The sequence below is a fragment of the Limnohabitans sp. TS-CS-82 genome, from assembly GCF_002943475.1.
In genome coordinates, this window is sequence record NZ_PTQX01000001.1 from 876,179 (window position 1) to 896,808 (window position 20,630).

Sequence of the window (20,630 nt, forward strand, 5' to 3'; positions counted from 1 at the left end):
GTTTGAATTTACTCGAATTAATCAACGATGTAACTCAGGCAAACACTGCCTCTGTCTCCATCAGCACAGCCGAACCTGCACGCGCGGTGAGCATGAGCGACGCGGTTTCGGGGAACAGCTTGGCAAAGTAAAAGCGTGCGGTTTGCAGCTTGGCTTGGTAGAACGGGTCGCGATTGCCTTCGGCAATCTTTTGCAGCGCCACTTTGGCCATGCGCGCCCAGAAGTAGCCAAACACCAAGTGGCCTGCCACGCGCAGGTAGTCCACCGCCGCAGCACCCACTTCGTCGGCGTTTTCCATGGCTTTGTAGCCAATCTCGCCCGTGAACTGCGTCATCTGCTGGCCCAACTTGGCCAATGGATTGACGAACTCGGCCATGTCATCATCGCCCTGTGCTTCGGCCACTAATTCAGCAATGAGCTTGCCAAACTTCTTGAGCGAAGCACCTTGATTACCCAACACCTTACGGCCCAACAAGTCCAAGCTTTGGATGGTGTTGGTGCCTTCATAAATCATGTTGATGCGGGCATCACGCACGTATTGCTCCATGCCCCATTCGCGGATAAAGCCATGGCCACCAAACACTTGCATGCACGACGAGGTGGCAGTCCACGCGTTGTCGGTGATGAAGGCTTTCACGATGGGCGTGAGCAAAGCCACTTGCTCGGCCGACTCTGCACGCACCGCTTCGTCAGGGTGATTCAACTCACGGTCAATGAGCAAGGCGCAGTGCAACGCCAACGCACGGCCACCTTCGGCGTAGGCCCGGGCTGTGAGCAGCATCTTGCGCACATCTGGGTGCACCAGAATGCTGTCGGCTGGTTTGCTCGGGTCTTTGGCGCCCGTGAGGCTGCGCGACTGGATGCGGTCTTTGGCATAGGCCACTGCGTTTTGATAGGCCACCTCGGTCAAGCCCAAGGACTGCATGCCCACACCGATGCGTGCGGCATTCATCATCACAAACATCGCGGCCAAACCTTTGTTGGGCTGGCCCACCATCGTGCCCACCGCGCCGTCCAACACCATCTGTGCTGTGGCGTTGCCGTGGATACCCATCTTGTGCTCTAAGCCACCGCAATAGATGCCGTTGCGCTCGCCAAGGCTGCCATCGGCTTTGACGTGGAACTTAGGCACCACAAACAAGCTGATGCCTTTGCTGCCCGCAGGCGCATCAGGCAAACGTGCCAACACCAAGTGCACGATGTTGCTCACCATGTCGTGCTCACCGGCACTGATGAAAATCTTGTTGCCCGTGATGCGATAGCTGCCATCGGCTTGTGGCTCGGCCTTGGTACGCAAGAGACCCAGGTCGGTACCGCAATGCGGCTCGGTCAAACACATGGTGCCTGTCCACTCACCGCTGGTGAGCTTGGGCAAATACAGCGCTTTTTGTGCGTCCGTGCCGTGCGCGTGCAAGGCCTCGTAAGCGCCGTGCGTGAGGCCGGGGTACATGGTCCACGCTTGGTTGGCGCTGTTGAGCATTTCGTAAAAGCACTGGTTCACCACGATGGGCAAACCTTGACCGCCGTACTCCGGGTCAGCACTCAACGCTGGCCAACCGCCTTGCACGTATTGGTCATAAGCGGCCTTGAAACCATCAGGCGTTTTCACTTCATGCGTGTCGCGGTTGAGTGTGCAGCCTTGCTCATCACCGATTTGGTTGAGCGGAAAAATCACCTCAGACGCAAACTTACCCCCCTCTTCCAACACCGCCGTAATCGTGTCGGCATCCATGTCGGCATGCTTGGGCATTTGCTTCAAATCATCGGTGACGTGCAGCACTTCGTGCAGCACAAATTGCATATCGCGCAGAGGTGGGGTGTAGCTAGGCATGGTGTGTCTCCTTACTTTTTAGATGAAGTGGTGCGCTTGGCGCTTGTTTTAATCACGGGGACAACATCGCTCGCGCCATAGCGCAGCAAGATGTTTTCAAATCCTTTGAGGGTGCGCGCCAACGATTTGGACGAACGCAAAAACCGAGCTTCGTATTGCAGGGCCAAGATAAGGCCGTGCAACTCGAACACCATTTGCTCGGCGTCCATGTCAGCGGCTAGATGGCCCTCTTCGCGCGCTTGCACCACCGTGCGATGCACCGCAGCGAGCCACGTTTTGACCGAGCTGGCCAAGGCGTCGCGTACAGGGCCAGGACGGTCGTCAAACTCTGCTGCGCCACTGATGTAGAGGCAGCCTGAATCGATTTCGGCAGATGTGCGCTTGGTCCAGTTGGCAAACAACTGGCGCAAACGTGGCAAGCCGCGCTCGACTTGCAAAATGGGCAAAAACACCTCGGCTTCAAAACGCAAGTGGTATTCACGCACCACCGAAATTTGCAACTCTTCACGCGAACCAAAGTGGGCAAACACACCCGACTTGCTCATGCGCGCCACCTCAGCTAACGCGCCAATGCTCAAACCCTCAAGGCCAATTTGCGTGGCCAAGCCCAAAGCAGCGTCGACAATAGCGGCTTTGGTTTGTTGCCCTTTTTGAAGGGCCTTGCTTTCGCTGGCTGCAGTTTTTCGTGTGGCGTTCATGCGGAACTTTTGAATGAAACTCTAGAAAAGAACGATCGTGCTATTTTGCACGATTTTTGAATCCTTAAACTAAGCCCCTATGCAAGCCACCCGAATTCTCGCCATCCGCCACGGGGAAACCCTGTGGAATGTTGACACCCGCATTCAAGGCCACCTCAACATTGACCTGAACGAAACAGGTCGCTGGCAAGCCGAACGCGTGGGCCACGCCTTGGCCGAAGAACCCATCCACGCCATCTACAGCAGCGACTTGCGCCGTGCATTTGAAACAGCGCAAGCCATTGCAAATGCCCCCGCACGACTGGCTGCACGCACCCACACACCTGCGCAAGTGACACCGCATTTGCAATTGCGCGAGCGCCACTTTGGCCATTTGCAAGGCAAAACATGGGCCGAAATCGAGACCCAACACGCAGAAGAATGCAAACTTTGGCGTGGACGTGACCCACATTGGGCGCCGTCGGGCGGCGAGTCTCTGACGGTCTTGCGCGAGCGCATTAGCCACTGCGTGAATGAACTGGCAAGTCAACACCTTGGCGAACAAATTGTGTTGGTCGCGCACGGCGGCGTAATGGATGCGCTGTATCGCTTAGCCACCAACCAATCGGTGGAAGCGCCACGTTCGTGGCATTTAGGCAATGCGGCCATCAACCGATTACTGTGGACGCCTCAGGGCTTGAGCCTGGTGGGCTGGGGTGATGTGTCGCACTTTGATGAGGCGCTGGGTGCGCCCCGCGACGAGACCACCACTTAATCTGTGGTGACGTCGCCAATCGCCTTGGGCGGCGTGACCCCCAAGTGGCGATACGCCGCCAAAGTGGCCATGCGGCCACGCGGCGTGCGTTGCAAGAAACCTTGCTGAATCAAATACGGCTCAATCACATCTTCAATCGTGTCGCGCTCTTCACCGATGCTGGCAGCGATGTTGTCGAGACCGACGGGGCCGCCGTCAAAGCGGTGAATCACCGCTTCAAGCAGCTTACGATCCATCAAGTCAAAGCCTTGCGGATCCACATCGAGCATGGCCAGCGCCTTGTTGGCCATCTCAAGGGTGATGCGGCCATTGCCCTTCACATCCGCGTAATCGCGCACACGGCGCAGCAAGCGGTTGGCAATGCGCGGCGTGCCGCGTGAGCGACGCGCAATCTCAAAACCACCTTCCGCATCCATCGGCGTGTCCAGCAAGCCCGCGCTGCGCACCACGATGCGTTGCAGCTCTTCGGCGGTGTAAAACTCTAGGCGCGACACAATGCCAAAGCGATCACGCAGTGGGTTGGTCAACATCCCTGCACGGGTGGTGGCGCCTACCAAGGTGAAGGGCTGCAAATCGAGCTTGATGCTGCGGGCCGCAGGGCCTTCACCAATCATGATGTCGATTTGGTAGTCCTCTAGCGCGGGATACAAAATCTCTTCCACCACAGGCGACAAGCGGTGAATCTCGTCGATGAACAACACGTCGTTTTTTTCTAGGCCAGTCAGCAGCGCAGCCAAGTCTTTGGGCTTCTCCAGCACAGGGCCGCTGGTGGAGCGCAGGTTCACGCCCAGCTCTTGGGCAATGATGTGGCTCAACGTGGTTTTGCCCAAACCGGGCGGGCCAAACAGCAGCACATGGTCGAGCGCTTCGTTGCGCATCTTCGCTGCACCAATGAAGATTTCGAGCTGCTCGCGCACTTTCATCTGGCCCACGTACTCTTGCAGCAGCTTGGGGCGCAGGGCCCGCTCTATCGCTTCTTCATTGGGAGATACGGGGGCGGCAGACACCACGCGCGAAGGCACGGGGGAAGGCGCGAAATCGTCTGTTTGAATGCTCATGCTTTATTTAGCCAAAGATTTCAGCGCCAGCTTGATGCCGTCGCTAACACCCACATCCGCTGGCAACGCCTTGAGCGCGGCAGCGGCTTCTTTGTCGTTGTAACCCAGTGCCAGCAAGGCTTGCAAGATGTCGCTTTGGTGGTCGGGCGTGGAAAACAAATGGGGGCCGAGGTCTGCACCCAACTTACCTTTGAGCTCGAGCAACAAACGCTCTGCCGTTTTCTTGCCAATGCCCGGCACTTTGGTGAGGCGACCTGCATCTTGGTCAGACACTGCACGGGCCAACTCGTCAGCACTCAAGCCACTCAAAATACCAAGGGCCATACGTGGGCCTACGCCTGAGATTTTGATGAGCAAGCGAAACGTGGCGCGTTCTGATGCAGTGCCAAAACCAAACAAAATTTGCGCGTCTTCACGCACCACAAAGTGCGTGAGCAAGGACACTTTTTCGCCATTGGCGGGTAGGTTGTAAAACGTGCTCATGGGCACATCGACTTCGTAGCCCACGCCGTTGCAGTCCACCAAAACTTGGGGTGGATTTTTCTCACTGAGAATGCCGCTTAATTTGCCAATCACATCTTGCCTATCATTGGGGTACCTTTTGAGAGATTATCGACTTGATTCTTCGCCACACCTTCACCCCGCATAACAACACCCGTCTGTCGCATTTGTGCGGCCCTACTGACGAACACTTGCGCACCATCGAACTAGCGCTAAACGTGAAGATCGCCCACCGCCACGAGCAATTCAAAGTGGACGGCCACAAAGCCAAAGCCACCCGCGCCATGGAGGTGCTGCAAGCTTTGTACGAACGTGCCGCCAAAGCGATCCCCCCCGAACAAGTACAGCTCATGTTGGCGAGCGAGAGTGCGATGGAGGAAGAAGATGTCCCCACGCTGCAAACCCGCCGCACCGACTTGCGCGCGCGCACCCCCACACAAGCCGCTTACCTCGACAACATTGCCGCGCACGACATCAGCTTTGGCATTGGCCCCGCTGGCACTGGCAAAACCTATTTGGCTGTGGCTTGCGCCGTGGATGCACTCGAGCGCAGCGCGGTACAACGCATTGTGCTGACCCGTCCAGCGGTAGAGGCTGGCGAAAAGCTCGGCTTCTTGCCCGGTGACTTGGGCCAAAAAGTTGACCCGTATCTGCGCCCCCTTTATGACGCGCTGTATGACCTGATGGGCTATGACCGCGTGCAAAAAGCCTTCGAGCGCAACGCGATTGAAATTGCACCACTCGCCTTCATGCGCGGCCGCACCCTCAACAACGCTTTCGTCATCTTGGACGAAGCGCAAAACACCACACCCGAACAAATGAAGATGTTCCTCACCCGCATTGGCTTTGGCGCCAAAGCGGTGGTCACGGGTGACGTGAGCCAAATTGACTTGCCCAAAGGCCAGCTGAGTGGACTGATTGATGCCGAGCGCGTGTTGAAACGCGTCAAAGGCATCTCGGTTACCCGCTTCACCAGCGCAGACGTGGTGCGCCACCCGCTCGTGGCCCGCATCGTCGACGCGTATGACGCACAACGCACAGCCACCACCGGCGCCCCTTCACGCAAACAATCTTAAAAATATGGCACTGCCCACCTTAGACCTGACCCTGCAATTTGGCGATGTGCCAAACGCCGCGCGCCACCGCTCTGCATTGCCCCGTGCCTTTGTGAACCGTTGCATTCGCAGCGCCTTGGCGCATGACGCCGAAATGACGGTGCGCATCGTCGACGCGGAAGAAGGCCAGGCTTTAAACAGCAGTTACCGCAAGAAAAACTACGCCACCAATGTGCTGACTTTTGACTATGCGCAAGCGCCAATGGTGATGGCCGACCTCGTTTTGTGTGCGCCCGTGGTGGCGGCTGAAGCCAAAGAGCAAGGCAAGTCGCTACAAGAGCACTATGCCCATTTGCTAATCCACGGCGCACTGCACGCACAAGGCTACGACCACGAAACCTCTGAAAAAGATGCCATCGAGATGGAAACGCTGGAGATGTTCATCATGGCAAGCCTCGGCTTGCCTTGCCCGTATTAACGCCGAACCCTATGCAGGTCGATCAACGACCTAAGGCGTCTTCCAACAAACGTACCTTCACCGTCTTGCCTTTGACGCGCCCTGCGCTCAAACGCTTGACGGCTTCACGCGCAATGCTGCGCTCCACCGCCACGTAGGTGGAAAACTCGTTCACGTTGATCTTGCCCACTTGCTCTTTGGTGAAGCCTGCGTCACCCGTGAGTGCACCCAACACGTCGCCTGCGCGAATTTTCTCTTTGCGCCCACCCACAATTTGAAGCGTTGCCATTGGCGGCTGCAAGATGCCACCTGCGGCTGGCGTGAGGCTGCTGAGTGGGGCCCAGGTGGACTCGCGGTTTTGCAACTGTTCAATCTTGCCCACGTTGCCCATCTCGTCCATGCTGACGAGTGACAAAGCCAAACCTTCAGCGTCACCGCGGCCTGTGCGGCCAATGCGGTGGATGTGAATTTCCGAATCCGGCGTCACATCCACGTTGATAACGGCTTCTAAATTCGCCACGTCCAAACCACGCGCCGCCACATCGGTGGCCACCAGCACCGAGCAACTGCGGTTGGCAAACTGAACCAGCACTTGGTCACGCTCACGTTGCTCCAACTCTCCAAACAAAGCCAAAGCACTGAAGCCCTGAGCTTGCAGCACAGTCACCAAATCGCGGCATTGCTGTTTGGTGTTGCAAAACGCCAGCGTGGATTCAGGGCGGAAGTGATTGAGCAGTTGCGATACGGCGTGCAAACGTTCGTTGTTACTCACCTCGTAAAAAATCTGTTTGATTTTTTGCGCGTCATGCTGCGCTTGCACCTTCACGGTTTGCGGCTCGCGCATGAATTGCGAAGCCAGCTTGGCAATGCCTTCTGGATAAGTAGCCGAGAACAACAAGGTTTGACGGTCTTTGGGGCACTGACGCGCCACCTTGGCGATGTCATCAAAAAAGCCCATGTCCAACATGCGGTCGGCCTCGTCGAGCACCAACATTTTTAAGCCTTGCAAGCTGAGTGAGCCGCGCTCTAAGTGGTCCATGATGCGGCCGGGCGTACCCACCACCACATGCGCACCGTGTTCTAGGCTCACAGTTTGTCCACGCAAGGCCACGCCACCACACAGCGTGACCACCTTGATGTTGCCCACAGCACGGGCCAAGCGGCGAATCTCTTGTGTCACTTGGTCTGCCAGTTCGCGTGTAGGGCACAAGATCATGGCTTGTGCATCGAACTGTGCGGGGTCGAGCTTCTCGACCAAAGGAATGCCAAAGGCGGCTGTTTTGCCGCTGCCTGTGCTGGCTTGGGCAATCAGGTCCCGCCCAGCCAAGGTGAGTGGCAAGCTCGCGGCTTGGATGGGGGTCATCTGGGTGTAGCCCAGCTGCGTCAAGTTATCTAATGAAGAGGCCGCGAGGCTCAGGGAAGCAAAGGTCGTAGCGGTATTTTTTGTATCGGTCATGCACCGATTATCGTGATTGGGATGGTCACAGGGCCATCGTTCACCAAATGAACTTTCATGTCTGCGCCAAAAATACCCGTTTGCACCAGTGGATGCTGCGCTTTGGCTTGCGCCACAAACGCGTCATACAAGCGGCGACCTTCGTCGGCGGGTGCGGCGCTGGTGAAGCTGGGGCGCGTACCGCTGCTGGTGTCAGCCGCCAATGTGAATTGGCTGACCACCAACAAGCCGCCGTTCACATCCACCACGCTGCGGTTCATCTTGCCTGCGTCGTCGTAGAACACGCGTAATTTCAAAATTTTGTCGAGCATTTTTTGGCCCACCGCTTCGTTGTCGCCCTTTTCGGCACACAACAACACCATCAAACCATGGGCAATTTCACCTACCGTTTGGCCATTTACCAACACTCGAGCTTCGCTCACGCGTTGCAAAACTGCTTTCATGCGTCATCTTTCGGATCATCGAAATGCGCCTCAACATCGTTCGGCAACATTTGTATCGTGGCACGCAGACCTGGCACTGCTTTCATCAACGACTGCTCCACGTTGGCACGAAACATTGCGGCACGACCCAACGTCCACTCAGCGGGCATGTGCATGTGCAAATCCACATAGCGGCGCTGCCCTGCTTTGCGGGTCATGAGGTGGTCAAAACGCACGATGTGCGTGTGGTCGGCTCCTGCCTCTTCGTGCGCCATCGACAAGTCGTGCAACACGGTGTTGATTTGCGCCAGCACCTCGGGCTCGACGGCCTCATCCATCAGACCTTGAGAAGCGCTCCAAATCAAATGCCAGCCTTCTTTAAGGATGTTGAGTGCCACACCAATGGCCACCACTGCATCTAGCCACAGCCAACCGCTGTAACTGACCAGCACAATGCCAACCACCACGCCCGCCGAGGTCCACACATCCGTCACCAAATGCCGGGCATCGGCCTCTAGCGCAATGGATCGGTGTGTTTTGGCAGCGCGAAACATGACCCATGCCAATAAGCCGTTCAGCACGGAGCTGGCCACTGACAATGCCAAACCAAGCCCCACTTGCTCTAAGGGCTGGGGATCAAAAATACGATGGCCAGCAGCCCACATGATGCCGAGTGAGGCCACGACGATGAGGATGCCCTCAAAGCCAGACGAAAAATACTCGGCTTTGTGATGGCCATACGGATGGTCTTCGTCCGCAGGCATAGCGGCGACGGTCACCATCATCAAACCAAATATCGCACTGGCCAAGTTGACCAACGACTCCATCGCATCGGATAGCAACCCCACCGAACCGGTGAGGTGCCACGCCAAAGTTTTGAGCGCGATGGTGATACACGCCACCACAACCGAAGCCCAAAGCAAGCCTTTGGGCGAGAGCCATTTTTCAAGGGTGTGGGTGTTCATGTACGCAGTCTAGTTGCTGCCTGTTAAGCCAAGGTGACGCGCGCAAATTTGCGCTTGCCCACTTGCACCACAAACGTACCGGCATCCAACTTCAAACCTTTGTCACTCACCACGCTAGAGTCGACACGCACACCGCCTCCATCGATCAAACGGTTGGCTTCGCTGCTAGAAGGGGCCAAGCCTGCGGCTTTGAGCAATGCACCAACGCCCATGGGCGCGCCGCTGAGCGACACCTCTGGAATTTCATCGGGCACGCCACCTTTGCTGCGGTTGATAAAGTCTTGCTCGGCGGTCTCGGCAGCGGCTGCGCCATGGAAACGTGCGGTGATTTCTTTGGCCAAAGCCACCTTGGCGTCTTTGGGATTGCGACCGCCTTCGATTTCTTTTTTCAAGGCTTCGATATCCGCCATCGACTTGAACGACAGCAAGGTGTACCAACGCCACATGAGTACGTCAGAGATGGACAACACCTTGGCAAACATGGTGTTGGGTTCTTCGCTGATGCCGATGTAGTTGTTCTTGGACTTGGACATTTTTTCAACACCGTCCAAACCTTCGAGCAAAGGCATGGTCAAGATGCACTGCGCTTCTTGGCCGTACTCGGCTTGCAAATGGCGACCCATGAGCAAGTTGAATTTTTGGTCGGTGCCGCCCAATTCCAAATCAGATTTCAAAGCCACCGAGTCGTAGCCCTGCATGAGTGGGTACAAAAACTCGTGCACGCTGATGGGTGTGTTGGCGTGGAAGCGGTCATGAAAGTCGTTGCGCTCCATCATGCGCGCCACGGTGTACTTCGATGCCAACTGAATCATGCCCATCGAACCCAGCGGAATGCACCACTCGCTGTTGTAGCGAATTTCGGTTTTGGCAGGGTCGAGCACCAACGAGGCTTGCTTGTAATACGTCTCGGCGTTCACCTTGATTTGCTCAGGCGTGAGCGGAGGACGCGTGCTGTTGCGGCCAGAGGGGTCACCAATTAAGCTGGTGAAGTCGCCAATCAAAAAGATGACTTGATGCCCCAAGTCTTGCAACTGGCGCATTTTGTTGAGCACCACGGTGTGGCCGATGTGAATGTCGGGCGCTGTAGGGTCCAAGCCCAATTTGATGCGCAGCGGTTGGCCCGTCGCCTCTGAGCGCGCGAGCTTTTTCACCCATGCGTCTTCGGGAATCAGTTCTTCGCAGCCACGCTTGGTCACAGCCAAGGCTTCGAGGACGCGGTCAGTCACTGGATGAGCGACAGAGGAGTGTTGTGCAGGTGATTGATTCATAAGGATTTTTTACCGTCCAAGGTATACTCGACGGTTTGGTGTTTGAGCCTGATTTTAGAGGCCCAAACCTTGAGGCTTTGGGATGGAGTCCCCGCCTTCTACCTACTGCTGGAGAAATACCTTGCAGACATCGTTTTCTTTGTGGGTCACGCGCCTACAAAACAGCCTTCACACACAACACCGCCGCGTTTTGGCGGGCGTGGCCATCGCACTCTCCGTCCTCGGTGGCGGTGCATTTGCAGTCGCCAACTTGGATGACGGCGCCTCCAAACTTCCCTTGCGCCAAGTGGTGGAAAGCGTCAATACCTTGTCGCTGCCCAGCTTGTGGGCTGATCCATTACTGCAACTGTTCCGCTCGGACGTCACCCGCTCGAGCGACTCAGCCGACAGCCTGCTTTCGCGCTTGGGCCTGAGCGATCCAGAAGCCGCTGCTTACCTACGTGATGCACGCACCCCGCGCCAAAAGTTCATCGGTCGTGCAGGCCGTCTTGTCAGCGTGACGGGTGACACCGAACACAAACTCACACGCCTGACCGCTCGCTGGGCCAACGACGATGGCGAGAGCTTCACCCGCTGGGTGATGGAGCGCACCCCCAACGGTTTCACAGAGCACGAAGAGACAGCACGCTTGAACGTGAGCACCCGCATGAGCAACGGCACGATTCAAAGCTCCTTGTTTGCCGCCACGGATGATGCCAACATCCCCGACAACGTGGCCAGCCAATTGGCCGACATCTTTGCAGGCGACATCGACTTTCACCGCGCCCTGCGCAAGGGTGACCGATTTGCCGTGGTGTATGAGTCGCTCGAAGCCGATGGCGAAGTGCTGCGCACGGGCCGCGTGATTTCGGCCGAGTTTGTGAACAACGGCAAAACACATCAAGCGTTTTGGTTCAAAGAAGCCGGCGCCAAAGAAGGCGGCTACTACAACGCCGATGGCATCAGCCTGCGTCGTGCCTATTTGGCTTCGCCACTCGCTTTCTCGCGCATGACCAGTGGTTTCAAAATGCGCTTTCACCCGATTCTGCAAACCTGGCGCGCACACTTAGGCGTCGACTATGCAGCGCCCACCGGCACGCCGGTGCGCAGCGTGGGTCAAGGCATTGTGGATGTGGCTGGCTCACAGGGCGGCTTTGGCAATGTGGTGATGGTCAAACACGCCAGCGGCCAAACCACCGTGTACGCACACCTGAGTCGCATCAACGTCAAACGTGGCCAATCGGTCATGCAGGGTCAAACACTCGGCTTGGTCGGTTCAACCGGCTGGGCCACTGGTCCACATTTGCATTTTGAATTCCGCGTGAATGGGCAACACAAAGACCCACTCACCATGGCGCGCCAAAGCGTGGCGGTGGAAGTGTCTGCCGCGGCACGCGAGCAGTTCAAGCGTCACGCAGCCATTGCCAAAATCGACTTGGCAGCAGCAGCAACAAGCCAAGTGAGCAGCGCCGAATAAATGTCGAGGGCAGCGACATCGTCACACCTGTTCATTGGCTTGATGTCGGGCACGTCCCTCGACGGCGTCGACGGTGTGTTGGCAGATTTCAGCGGCGCACAGCCCCGCGTGTTGGCACACCACGCCATGCCTTTTGCACCTGCGCTCAAACAAGAGTTGCTCGCGCTCAACACACCGTCTGACAACGAGCTGCACCGCGCTGCGCTGGCAGCTAACGGCCTTGTGCGCGTGTATGCGCAAGCCGTGCAAGCCTTGTTGGCAAACACACACACAGCCGCCAGCGATGTACGTGCCATCGGCACACACGGCCAAACCGTGCGCCACCAACCGGGCGCGTTTGATGGCACGGGCTATACGCTGCAACTCAACAACCCAGCTTTGCTGGCCGAGCTCACCGGCATTGACGTGGTAGCCGATTTCCGCAGTCGCGATGTGGCTGCAGGTGGCCAAGGCGCGCCGCTGGTGCCCGTGTTTCATCAAGGCATCTTTGGCCAACCTGACCACACCGTGGGCGTGCTCAACATTGGCGGCATTGCCAACCTCAGCGTGCTGCACGCGAATGGCGATGTGCTGGGTTTTGACTGCGGCCCAGGCAACGCATTGCTAGACCACTGGTGCCAAGCGCACACCGGCAATGCCTTTGACAACAACGGCGCATGGGGTGCCAGCGGCAAAGTGATTGAACCTTTGTTGCAAGCCATGCTGGCCGAGCCGTTCTTGCACCAATCACCTCCCAAAAGCACGGGGCGCGATTTGTTTCATCCAACCTGGTTGGCGGACCAACTGAGCGGCTACGCAGATGCAAATGCAGCAGATGTGCAAGCCACCCTCACCGAATTCACTGCACGTGCCTGCGTGAACGATGTGTTGCGCCATTCAGCAGATGCATCTGAGCTCATCGTGTGTGGTGGTGGCGCATTGAATGGGTTGCTGATGCAACGCTTGCAGGCGGGCTTACCCAAGGTGCGCGTGTTGTCATCCGCTGAACGCGGCATGCCGCCTTTGCAAGTCGAAGCAGCCGCCTTTGCCTGGCTGGCTCGCCAAACCGTACTGGGCCTGCCGGGCAACCTACCAAAAGTAACGGGCGCTCAAGGCGCCCGCATACTGGGTGGAATTTTTAAAGCCTGAGCTTTAAGCGTCGGTCGATCAAGCTGAGAACGACGAACCGCAGCCGCAAGTGGATGTCGCGTTCGGGTTCTTGATGACGAACTGAGCGCCCTGCAAGTCTTCTTTGTAGTCAATCTCTGCGCCCACCAAGTATTGGTAGCTCATCGCATCAACCAGCAAAGACACGCCGTTTTTGTTGATCGTGGTGTCGTCTTCGTTCACGATTTCATCGAATGTGAAACCGTATTGAAAGCCTGAGCAGCCACCACCTTGCACGAACACGCGCAACTTCAACTCAGGGTTGCCCTCTTCTGCAATCAGGTCAGCCACTTTGGCAGCCGCGCTGTCGGTGAAGACGAATGGGGATGGCATTTCTGTTTGGACGTTTTCGGCAACTGCGCTCATGTGAGGACTCCTGAATCAATGCTTAAAAGTATATCGCTTTACTCGGATATAGCACTGCACGCGGCTTAGAAACGCTATTACCGATGTGGGCATTCGTGCGGACAACAAAAAAGCCGCAAGGGCGAACCCATGCGGCTTTTGGCAAAACAGGAAGCGGATTAACGCTTGCTGAACTGCTTGCGGCGGCGAGCAGAGTGCAAGCCAACCTTTTTACGTTCGACTTCACGAGCATCGCGAGTCACGTAACCGGCTTGTGACAGGACGGGCTTCAAAGCTGCGTCGTAGTCAATCAAAGCGCGGGTAATACCGTGACGCACTGCACCAGCTTGGCCAGACTCACCACCGCCGTGCACGTTGACTTGAATGTCAAACGCTTCGCCGTTGTTGGTCAGCATCAAGGGTTGCTTCGAGATCATGATCGAGGTTTGACGGCCGAAATATGCGGCGATGTCTTTACCGTTGATCGTGATTTTGCCGGAGCCTTTTTTCAGAAACACGCGAGCGACGCTTGATTTGCGACGGCCGGTGCCGTTGTTCCATTCACCAATCATTTCAGCTCCTTAGATGTCCAGCACTTTAGGCTGTTGTGCGGTGTGTGGGTGCTCAGCACCGCCATACACCTTGAGCTTTTTGATCATGGCGTAGCCGAGTGGGCCTTTAGGCAACATGCCTTTGACGGCCTTCTCGAATGCGCGGCCAGGGTGCTTGGCTTGCATGTCACGGAAGTTTGTAGCTGTGATACCGCCTGGATAACCAGAGTGACGGTAGTACACCTTATCCAAAGACTTGGTACCAGTGACCTTGAGTTTGGATGCGTTGATGATGACGATGAAGTCACCTGTATCGACGTGGGGTGTGTAAATGGCTTTGTGTTTGCCGCGTAAACGGAGAGCAACTTCGCTGGCTACTCGTCCGAGCACCTTATCGGTGGCGTCAATCACAAACCACTCATGCACCACGTCAGCGGGTTTTGCGCTGAATGTAGACATAGTTAAATCCTAAAAGGAGAGTTGGTTTGTAGGGTCCTTTTCCACGGTCGGCGTTCTTCTGTTGAGAACCTCTTAGGTGGGAAGTGCTTCTTTCGAAGCCTCTGCCGCGGGACCACTCAAACGCTGCAGAGCCAAAGATTATAAGCAAAATCAAGTGCTTAGCGCAAATCTGGCCAAAACAAGGCGGTTTGGCGGGTTACCATCCGGCCCATGTTCAGTTATCGCCACGCTTTTCACGCCGGAAACCACGCCGACGTCCTCAAACACCTCACTTTGATTGCCACTTTGAAGCATTTGATGCAAAAAGACGCAGGCATTCAGTTTGTGGACACGCACGCAGGCGCTGGCCTGTACCGCCTAGACGGCGACTATGCCGAGAAAAGCGGCGAAGCCGCCGAAGGCGTGCTGAAGCTGCTCAACCTCAAAGGCCCCGCCGCCTTGACCGACTATCTTGAAATGGTGGCCGGCTTCAACGCCAAAGGCAGCAGCAAGATTTACCCTGGCTCGCCGTTCATCATTCACAAGCTGTTGCGCCACGAAGCGCGTGACCGCCTGAAGCTGTTTGAATTGCACCCCACCGACCACAAATCGCTGGTGGGCAACGTGCAGCAGCTAGAAGCAGGTCGCACCGTCAGCGTCATGCGTGCAGATGGTTTTGAGTCGCTCAAGGCCTTGTTGCCACCGCCTGTTTCAAGCGCTGGCTCACGCCGCACCTGCGTGCTGATTGACCCTAGCTACGAAATCAAAAACGACTACTACCGCGTGCTCGATTGCATTCAAGACAGCTTGAAGCGTTTTGCAACCGGCACCTACATCGTGTGGTACCCCATCGTGCCGCGCCCTGAAGCGCACGACTTGCCGCGCAAGCTCAAAGGCCTGTGCAGCCAAGTCAAAAAGCCATGGCTACACGCCACCTTGGCGATTGGCCGCCAAACCGGCGGCAACGACACGGGCTTGAGTGCCAGCGGCATGTTCATCGTCAACCCACCTTTCGCGCTCAAGCCTTTGTTGAACGAAGCATTGCCTGTCATCGAAGAAACCTTGGCACGCGGCCCAGGTCGTGGCTGGGCTGTGGAGTCGGGTGGCTAAGCGGCCAACCTCGCGAACATGAAAAAGGCCTCGCGATGCGAGGCCTTGTCGTTTGGGGCTTGGGGCTTGTTAAGCGCTCAAACCCAAATTTTTGCAAATGGCCAAAGTCGTTGCACTTTGGTTCATGCTGTAGAAATGCAGCCCAGGCGCACCGCCTGCACGCAACTGGTCACACAAATCTGTGACGACTTCCAAGCCAAAAGCTTTGATAGACGCAATGTCGTCGCCGTAACCTTGCAAGCGCAAACGGATCCAACGTGGGATTTCTGCGCCACACGCATCAGAGAAGCGCAGCAGTTGAGACGAGCTGCTGATGGGCATGATGCCCGGCACGATAGGAATGTGCACGCCCAACTTGTCGGCATCTTCCACAAAACGGAAATACGCATCGCTGTTATAAAAGTATTGCGTGATGGCCGAGTCCGCGCCCGCCTTCACCTTGGTGGCAAAAGCTTGTAAATCTGCCTCGGCCGATTTGGCTTGTGGGTGAATCTCAGGGTAGGCGGCCACTTCAATGCTGAAGTCATCACCTGTCTCAGCGCGAATGAAGGCCACCAAATCGCTGGCGTATTGAAACTCACCACCCGCGCCGTAGCCGCTGGGCAAATCGCCACGCAAAGCCACCAAACGCTTCACGCCCATGGCTTTGAACTCGGCCAGTTGTTGGCGCACGCTGTCGCGCGTGGCCCCAATGCACGAGAAGTGCGAAGCTGCGGCCATGCCTTCGCTCAAAATCTCTTTCAAGGTTGAGATCGTGCCGGCTTGGGTCGAGCCGCCCGCGCCATAAGTGACTGAACAAAACTGAGGCTTGAGTGGGTACAACGCCTGACGCACCGCGCGCAACTTCTCTGCACCCTCTGGCGTTTTGGGAGGGAAAAATTCAATGCTCAAGCTGTTGTTCGCGTTCATATCTGTCTCACATGTTGGCGCGTCATGCACGACGCGCACCAATCCAAAATTCTTTGTTGCCATCGCCGCCGGCAATGGCGCTGGGCCAATAGCCCAACACATCTAAATTCGATGCTGCACAAGCCTCGCGCAATCGCGCTTCCACTTGCACATAGCTGGCTTCGTCTTTGACCAAGCCGCCTTTGCCAATGTCGCTGGGCTGCAATTCAAATTGCGGCTTGACCAACATCAGCAGCGCCCCACCCTTTTTCAACAAAGGCAGCAACGCGGGTAATACAAGGGTGAGCGAAATGAAAGACAAATCACCCACCACCAAATCAAATCCTAGGGCCACATCGGGTACACGCGCATCATTCACTTCTAACTCACGGGCGTTAACGCGCTCGACACACACCACACGCGCATCGTCGCGCAAACGTGGATGCAACTGGCCATGCCCCACATCCAAACCCACCACTTGCGCAGCGCCTTGCTGCAGCAGGCAATCGGTGAAGCCGCCGGTGCTCTGCCCCACATCGAGGCAACGCAAACCTTGAGCCGTTAGGCCGCTGCTGTGCAGCGCACCTTCTAGCTTCAAACCGCCGCGAGACACATAACGTGCCTCAGCGGTATCTAGCAAACGCACTTCACAAGGCAGTGGCAACTCGTCCCCATTCTTGGTCACGCGTTGCCACGGCTTGGTGCCCAACCGCCACTCCACGCCCGCAGCAATCAGCCGCTGCGCTTGAGAGCGCGAAGCGGCTAAACCACGTTCGAGGAGTAGCTGGTCGGCTCGCATCAATGAAATGCGAGTGCTTAGTAGCGGTAAGTGTTGGCTTTGTAAGGGCCGTTCTTAGACACGCCGATGTAAGCCGCTTGCTCGTCGCTCAACTCGGTCAGCATGGCGCCGACTTTCTTGAGGTGCAAACGCGCCACTTTTTCGTCGAGGTGCTTAGGCAACACATAAACCTTGCCTGCTTCGTATTGGTCTTGCTTGGTGAACAGCTCGATCTGAGCGATCGTTTGGTTTGCAAAGCTAGAGCTCATCACAAAGCTAGGGTGGCCAGTGGCGCAACCCAAGTTCACCAAACGGCCTTTGGCCAACAAGGTGATCTTCTTGCCATCAGGGAAGATGACGTGGTCGACTTGAGGCTTGATCTCGTCCCACTTGCACTTTTCCAATGAAGCCACATCGATTTCGTTGTCGAAGTGACCGATGTTGCAAACGATGGCTTCGTCTTTCATGGCGGCCATGTGCTCGTAGCGGATCACGTTCTTGTTGCCGGTGGCAGACACGAAGATGTCGCACTTGTCAGCGGCATATTCCATGGTGACCACTTTGTAGCCTTCCATGGCAGCTTGCAAGGCGTTGATCGGGTCGATCTCGGTCACCCACACTTGGGCGCTCAAAGCGCGCAAGGCTTGTGCAGAACCTTTACCCACGTCGCCGTAACCGGCCACGCAAGCCACTTTGCCAGCGATCATCACGTCGGTGGCGCGCTTGATGGAGTCCACCAAAGACTCGCGGCAGCCGTACAAGTTGTCAAACTTGCTCTTGGTCACAGAATCGTTCACGTTGATGGCGCGGAACATCAGGGTGCCCTTGGCGGCCATTTCGTTCAGGCGCAACACGCCTGTCGTGGTCTCTTCGGTCACGCCGATGATGTGCGCACCTTTGCGGCTGTACCAAGTAGGGTCTACTGCCAATTTGGCTTTGATGGCGTTGAACAAACAAGTTTCTTCTTCGCTGGTGGGGTTGGCAATCAACGAAGCGTCGGTTTCAGCGCGCTTGCCCAAGTGCATCAACAACGTGGCATCACCGCCGTCGTCCAAGATCATGTTGGGGCCTTCGCCTTCTGTGCCTTTGGCGCCGAATTCAAAAATGCGGTGGGTGTAATCCCAGTACTCAGCCAATGTTTCGCCTTTGGTGGCGAACACAGGAATGCCAGCTTCTGCGATGGCAGCAGCGGCGTGGTCTTGGGTAGAGAAGATGTTGCAAGAGGCCCAACGCACGTCAGCGCCCAAAGACTTCAAGGTTTCGATCAACACAGCCGTTTGGATGGTCATGTGCAAAGAACCAGTCACGCGAGCGCCTTTCAAAGGCTGCGCTTTGGCGAACTCTTCGCGAATGGCCATCAAACCGGGCATTTCGGTTTCGGCGACTTTGATTTCTTTGCGGCCCCAAGCGGCCAAAGACATATCGGCCACGATGTAATCAGCGGCGGCGTTGGTTTTAAGAACAGCGTTCATTTGAGAGACTCCAAAAGTTGGCAGAGCCACTAGCGACGCGCGGTCAGCATCATCTGGGAGTCCGAAGGAATCTTCGAGGAGCTCACCTCACATCGACTAGTGGGTGAGCGCGGTTGGCAGTCCGAGCCTCACCTGTGAATTTGACCCTTGCGGGCCGACAGGCTGCAGCGCTCCTCGGATAGTCATGATTTTAAACGAACTTCTAAAACCCCTGCTTCGCCACGGCCCCAGCGCTATGATTCCCGCCTTGATTTGCCGTTTTTAGGCACTCCCTTTTTATAGTGACCCCATGAGCTCTTTCCTGAACGAAGTGCGCCGCCGCCGCACCTTTGCCATCATTTCTCACCCTGACGCGGGTAAAACCACGCTGACCGAAAAGCTGTTGCTGTTCTCGGGCGCGATTCAAATCGCGGGCGCCGTCAAAGGCCGCAAAGCCAGCCGCCACGCCACGTCGGACTGGATGGAGATTGAAAAGCAACGCGGTATTTCGGTGGCCTCTTCTGTGATGCAGATGCTCTATCGCGACCACGTCATCAACCTGCTCGACACCCCCGGCCACAAAGACTTCTCGGAAGACACCTACCGCGTGCTGACTGCCGTGGACTCGGCACTGATGGTGATTGATGCCGCCAACGGTGTGGAAGCGCAAACCCGCCGCTTGATTGAGGTGTGCCGTCAGCGTGACACGCCCATCATCACGTTTGTGAACAAGATGGACCGCGAAGTGCGCGACCCACTCGACATCCTCGACGAAGTGGAGCGCGAACTCGGCATGCCCTGCGTGCCCATGACATGGCCTGTGGGCCAAGGCAAGTTGTTCGGCGGCATCATCAACTTGCGCACCCAAGCCATGACCGTGTTTGATTCAGGCTCTGAGCGCTTGCCGCAAGACTTTGAAACACACCCACTCACCGAGCAAGCCAAGCTGGCTGAGCGTTTTGGATTGGAATGGGCCGCCGCCATGGAAAGCATGGAACTGGCCACCGGCGCATCGCCCAAGTTCGACAAAGAAGCCTTCTTGGCGGGCAAACAAACCCCCGTGTTCTTTGGCTCGGGCGTGAACAACTTTGGTGTGATGGAAGTGCTTGACGCCTTGGTCGACCTAGCACCATCACCTCGCCCTCGCTTGAGCCATCTTGTTGTGAACAAGCAAGCAGTGGAGAAAACCATCCAACCTGAAGACGAAGGTTTTGCAGGCGTGGTGTTCAAGGTGCAAGCCAACATGGACGCCAACCACCGCGACCGCATTGCCTTTGTGCGCGTGGCCTCAGGCAAGTTCACCCCCGGCATGAAACTCAAGGTGCAGCGCACCGCCAAAGAACTGCGCCCCACCAGCGTGGTGACCTTCATGTCGCAACGCCGCGAAGCGGTGGAAGAAGCGTATGCCGGTGACATCATCGGCTTCACCACCCACGGTGGTGTGCAACTGGGTGACACCATCACGGACGGACCCGCTTTGCAATTCACAGGCTTGCCTTTCTTCGCACCTGAGTTGTTCATGACGGTGATTTTGAAAAACCCATTGCGCACCAAGCAACTGCAACAGGGCTTGGACCAGTTGGGTGAAGAAGGCGCGATTCAGGTGTTCAAGCCCGAAGCAGGCGGCGCGATGCTGCTGGGCGCCGTGGGTCAGTTGCAGTTTGAAGTGGTGCAGCACCGTTTGAAAGCAGAGTATGACTGTGATGTGAAGCTAGAGAGCTGCCAGTACACCGGCGCGCGTTGGATTACTGCGGACACTCCGGCTGAGCTGCGTGAGTTCAACTATGCGTATCCACAGCGCATGGCTTTGGATGCGGCCAACACTTTGGCGTATTTGTGCACGTCACCTTATGACGTGCGGTTGGCGCAGGAACGCTTTCCTAAGATTCATTTCCATCCTTTGCGTGAGCACGCTGGACTTGCGCTTTCTACTGCGGGGTGAAGAGAGGCCCAGTGGCATTGCCCTAGGCTCCTCTTCGCTGCGCTCAGAATGTCGCTACGG

At 56.6% G+C, this 20,630-nt stretch carries 21 protein-coding genes and 1 riboswitch; of the genes, 7 read left to right on the forward strand and 14 right to left on the reverse strand.

Annotation, left to right across the window (positions count from 1 at the left end; all coding sequences use genetic code 11):
* Positions 1-34: 34 nt before the first annotated feature.
* Together C5F52_RS04265 and C5F52_RS04270 are read right to left on the reverse strand one after the other, a co-directional pair.
* Positions 35-1,831, reverse strand: a complete 1,797-nt coding sequence (locus C5F52_RS04265) for an acyl-CoA dehydrogenase C-terminal domain-containing protein (protein WP_104797041.1) — start codon at positions 1,829-1,831, stop codon at positions 35-37.
* Between the two features lie 11 nt (positions 1,832-1,842).
* The gene (locus tag C5F52_RS04270) at positions 1,843-2,529 is read right to left on the reverse strand and encodes a TetR/AcrR family transcriptional regulator (RefSeq protein WP_104797042.1); all 687 of its coding nucleotides are present in this window, start codon (positions 2,527-2,529) and stop codon (positions 1,843-1,845) included.
* Between the two features lie 79 nt (positions 2,530-2,608).
* On the opposite strand from C5F52_RS04270, the gene C5F52_RS04275 reads away from it, so the two are divergent.
* Positions 2,609-3,283: a histidine phosphatase family protein gene (locus C5F52_RS04275; protein ID WP_104797043.1), complete on the forward strand. Its 675-nt coding sequence runs from the start codon at positions 2,609-2,611 to the stop codon at positions 3,281-3,283.
* On the opposite strand, the gene ruvB is transcribed toward C5F52_RS04275, so the two are convergent.
* Positions 3,280-4,341, reverse strand: coding sequence for a Holliday junction branch migration DNA helicase RuvB (gene ruvB / locus C5F52_RS04280; protein ID WP_104797044.1), 1,062 nt, complete (start codon positions 4,339-4,341; stop codon positions 3,280-3,282). The two genes, C5F52_RS04275 and ruvB, sit on opposite strands and share 4 nt — an antisense overlap.
* 3 nt (positions 4,342-4,344) lie before the next feature.
* Positions 4,345-4,917, reverse strand: a complete 573-nt coding sequence (gene ruvA / locus C5F52_RS04285) for a Holliday junction branch migration protein RuvA (RefSeq protein WP_104797045.1) — start codon at positions 4,915-4,917, stop codon at positions 4,345-4,347.
* 41 nt (positions 4,918-4,958) lie between these two features.
* On the opposite strand from ruvA, the gene C5F52_RS04290 reads away from it, so the two are divergent.
* Positions 4,959-5,918 carry a PhoH family protein gene (locus C5F52_RS04290; protein ID WP_104797046.1) on the forward strand — a complete coding sequence of 320 codons (960 nt, stop codon included), beginning with the start codon at positions 4,959-4,961 and terminating at the stop codon, positions 5,916-5,918.
* Positions 5,919-5,922: 4 nt separating this feature from the next.
* Positions 5,923-6,375, forward strand: coding sequence for an rRNA maturation RNase YbeY (gene ybeY / locus C5F52_RS04295; protein ID WP_104797047.1), 453 nt, complete (start codon positions 5,923-5,925; stop codon positions 6,373-6,375).
* A gap of 22 nt (positions 6,376-6,397) precedes the next feature.
* Here the strand turns inward: ybeY and dbpA are convergent, their stop codons facing one another.
* The 4 genes from dbpA to tyrS are packed head-to-tail and all read right to left on the reverse strand — an operon-like array spanning position 6,398 to position 10,465.
* A complete protein-coding gene (dbpA, locus tag C5F52_RS04300) occupies positions 6,398-7,810 on the reverse strand; it encodes an ATP-dependent RNA helicase DbpA (RefSeq protein ID WP_104797048.1) in 1,413 nt (470 codons plus the stop codon).
* Positions 7,807-8,253 (reverse strand): D-aminoacyl-tRNA deacylase, encoded by a 447-nt coding sequence (gene dtd / locus C5F52_RS04305; protein WP_104797049.1) that lies wholly within the window; start codon positions 8,251-8,253, stop codon positions 7,807-7,809. Before dtd ends, dbpA begins: the two co-directional genes overlap by 4 nt.
* Positions 8,250-9,197 carry a cation diffusion facilitator family transporter gene (locus tag C5F52_RS04310; protein WP_104797050.1) on the reverse strand — a complete coding sequence of 316 codons (948 nt, stop codon included), beginning with the start codon at positions 9,195-9,197 and terminating at the stop codon, positions 8,250-8,252. Before C5F52_RS04310 ends, dtd begins: the two co-directional genes overlap by 4 nt.
* 23 nt (positions 9,198-9,220) lie before the next feature.
* Positions 9,221-10,465 carry a tyrosine--tRNA ligase gene (gene tyrS, locus C5F52_RS04315; RefSeq protein WP_104797051.1) on the reverse strand — a complete coding sequence of 415 codons (1,245 nt, stop codon included), beginning with the start codon at positions 10,463-10,465 and terminating at the stop codon, positions 9,221-9,223.
* Between the two features lie 82 nt (positions 10,466-10,547).
* Here tyrS and C5F52_RS04320 point away from each other — a divergent pair, with 82 nt between their 5' ends.
* Together C5F52_RS04320 and C5F52_RS04325 are read left to right on the forward strand one after the other, a co-directional pair.
* Positions 10,548-11,921, forward strand: coding sequence for a peptidoglycan DD-metalloendopeptidase family protein (locus C5F52_RS04320; RefSeq protein WP_104797052.1), 1,374 nt, complete (start codon positions 10,548-10,550; stop codon positions 11,919-11,921).
* The gene (locus C5F52_RS04325) at positions 11,922-13,049 is read left to right on the forward strand and encodes an anhydro-N-acetylmuramic acid kinase (protein WP_104797053.1); all 1,128 of its coding nucleotides are present in this window, start codon (positions 11,922-11,924) and stop codon (positions 13,047-13,049) included.
* A gap of 18 nt (positions 13,050-13,067) precedes the next feature.
* Here the strand turns inward: C5F52_RS04325 and erpA are convergent, their stop codons facing one another.
* The 3 genes from erpA to rplM all read right to left on the reverse strand — a co-directional run bounded on the left by erpA (position 13,068) and on the right by rplM (position 14,422).
* Complete coding sequence (gene erpA, locus C5F52_RS04330; protein WP_104797054.1) at positions 13,068-13,433, reverse strand: iron-sulfur cluster insertion protein ErpA; 366 nt, start codon at positions 13,431-13,433, stop codon at positions 13,068-13,070.
* A 158-nt stretch (positions 13,434-13,591) separates the two neighbouring features.
* The gene (gene rpsI, locus C5F52_RS04335; RefSeq protein ID WP_104797055.1) at positions 13,592-13,984 is read right to left on the reverse strand and encodes a 30S ribosomal protein S9; all 393 of its coding nucleotides are present in this window, start codon (positions 13,982-13,984) and stop codon (positions 13,592-13,594) included.
* Positions 13,985-13,993: 9 nt separating this feature from the next.
* Positions 13,994-14,422, reverse strand: a complete 429-nt coding sequence (gene rplM / locus C5F52_RS04340; RefSeq protein ID WP_100131731.1) for a 50S ribosomal protein L13 — start codon at positions 14,420-14,422, stop codon at positions 13,994-13,996.
* A 210-nt stretch (positions 14,423-14,632) separates the two neighbouring features.
* Here rplM and C5F52_RS04345 point away from each other — a divergent pair, with 210 nt between their 5' ends.
* Positions 14,633-15,511, forward strand: a complete 879-nt coding sequence (locus C5F52_RS04345; RefSeq protein ID WP_104797056.1) for a 23S rRNA (adenine(2030)-N(6))-methyltransferase RlmJ — start codon at positions 14,633-14,635, stop codon at positions 15,509-15,511.
* A 69-nt stretch (positions 15,512-15,580) separates the two neighbouring features.
* Here C5F52_RS04345 and metF read toward each other — a convergent pair whose 3' ends face one another.
* From metF to ahcY, 3 genes are read right to left on the reverse strand one after another with little or no spacing between them, the layout of a single operon-like run.
* On the reverse strand, positions 15,581-16,420 hold the full coding sequence (gene metF / locus C5F52_RS04350) for a methylenetetrahydrofolate reductase [NAD(P)H] (RefSeq protein WP_104797172.1): 840 nt from the start codon (positions 16,418-16,420) through the stop codon (positions 15,581-15,583).
* A gap of 22 nt (positions 16,421-16,442) precedes the next feature.
* Positions 16,443-17,198 carry a TlyA family RNA methyltransferase gene (locus C5F52_RS04355; protein WP_104797057.1) on the reverse strand — a complete coding sequence of 252 codons (756 nt, stop codon included), beginning with the start codon at positions 17,196-17,198 and terminating at the stop codon, positions 16,443-16,445.
* A gap of 17 nt (positions 17,199-17,215) precedes the next feature.
* On the reverse strand, positions 17,216-18,649 hold the full coding sequence (ahcY, locus tag C5F52_RS04360) for an adenosylhomocysteinase (protein ID WP_104797058.1): 1,434 nt from the start codon (positions 18,647-18,649) through the stop codon (positions 17,216-17,218).
* A gap of 98 nt (positions 18,650-18,747) precedes the next feature.
* A riboswitch (S-adenosyl-L-homocysteine riboswitch) is annotated at positions 18,748-18,831 on the reverse strand.
* A 107-nt stretch (positions 18,832-18,938) separates the two neighbouring features.
* Between ahcY and C5F52_RS04365 the strand changes: the two genes are divergently transcribed.
* Positions 18,939-20,570, forward strand: a complete 1,632-nt coding sequence (locus tag C5F52_RS04365; protein ID WP_104797059.1) for a peptide chain release factor 3 — start codon at positions 18,939-18,941, stop codon at positions 20,568-20,570.
* The last annotated feature ends 60 nt before the right edge of the window (positions 20,571-20,630 follow it).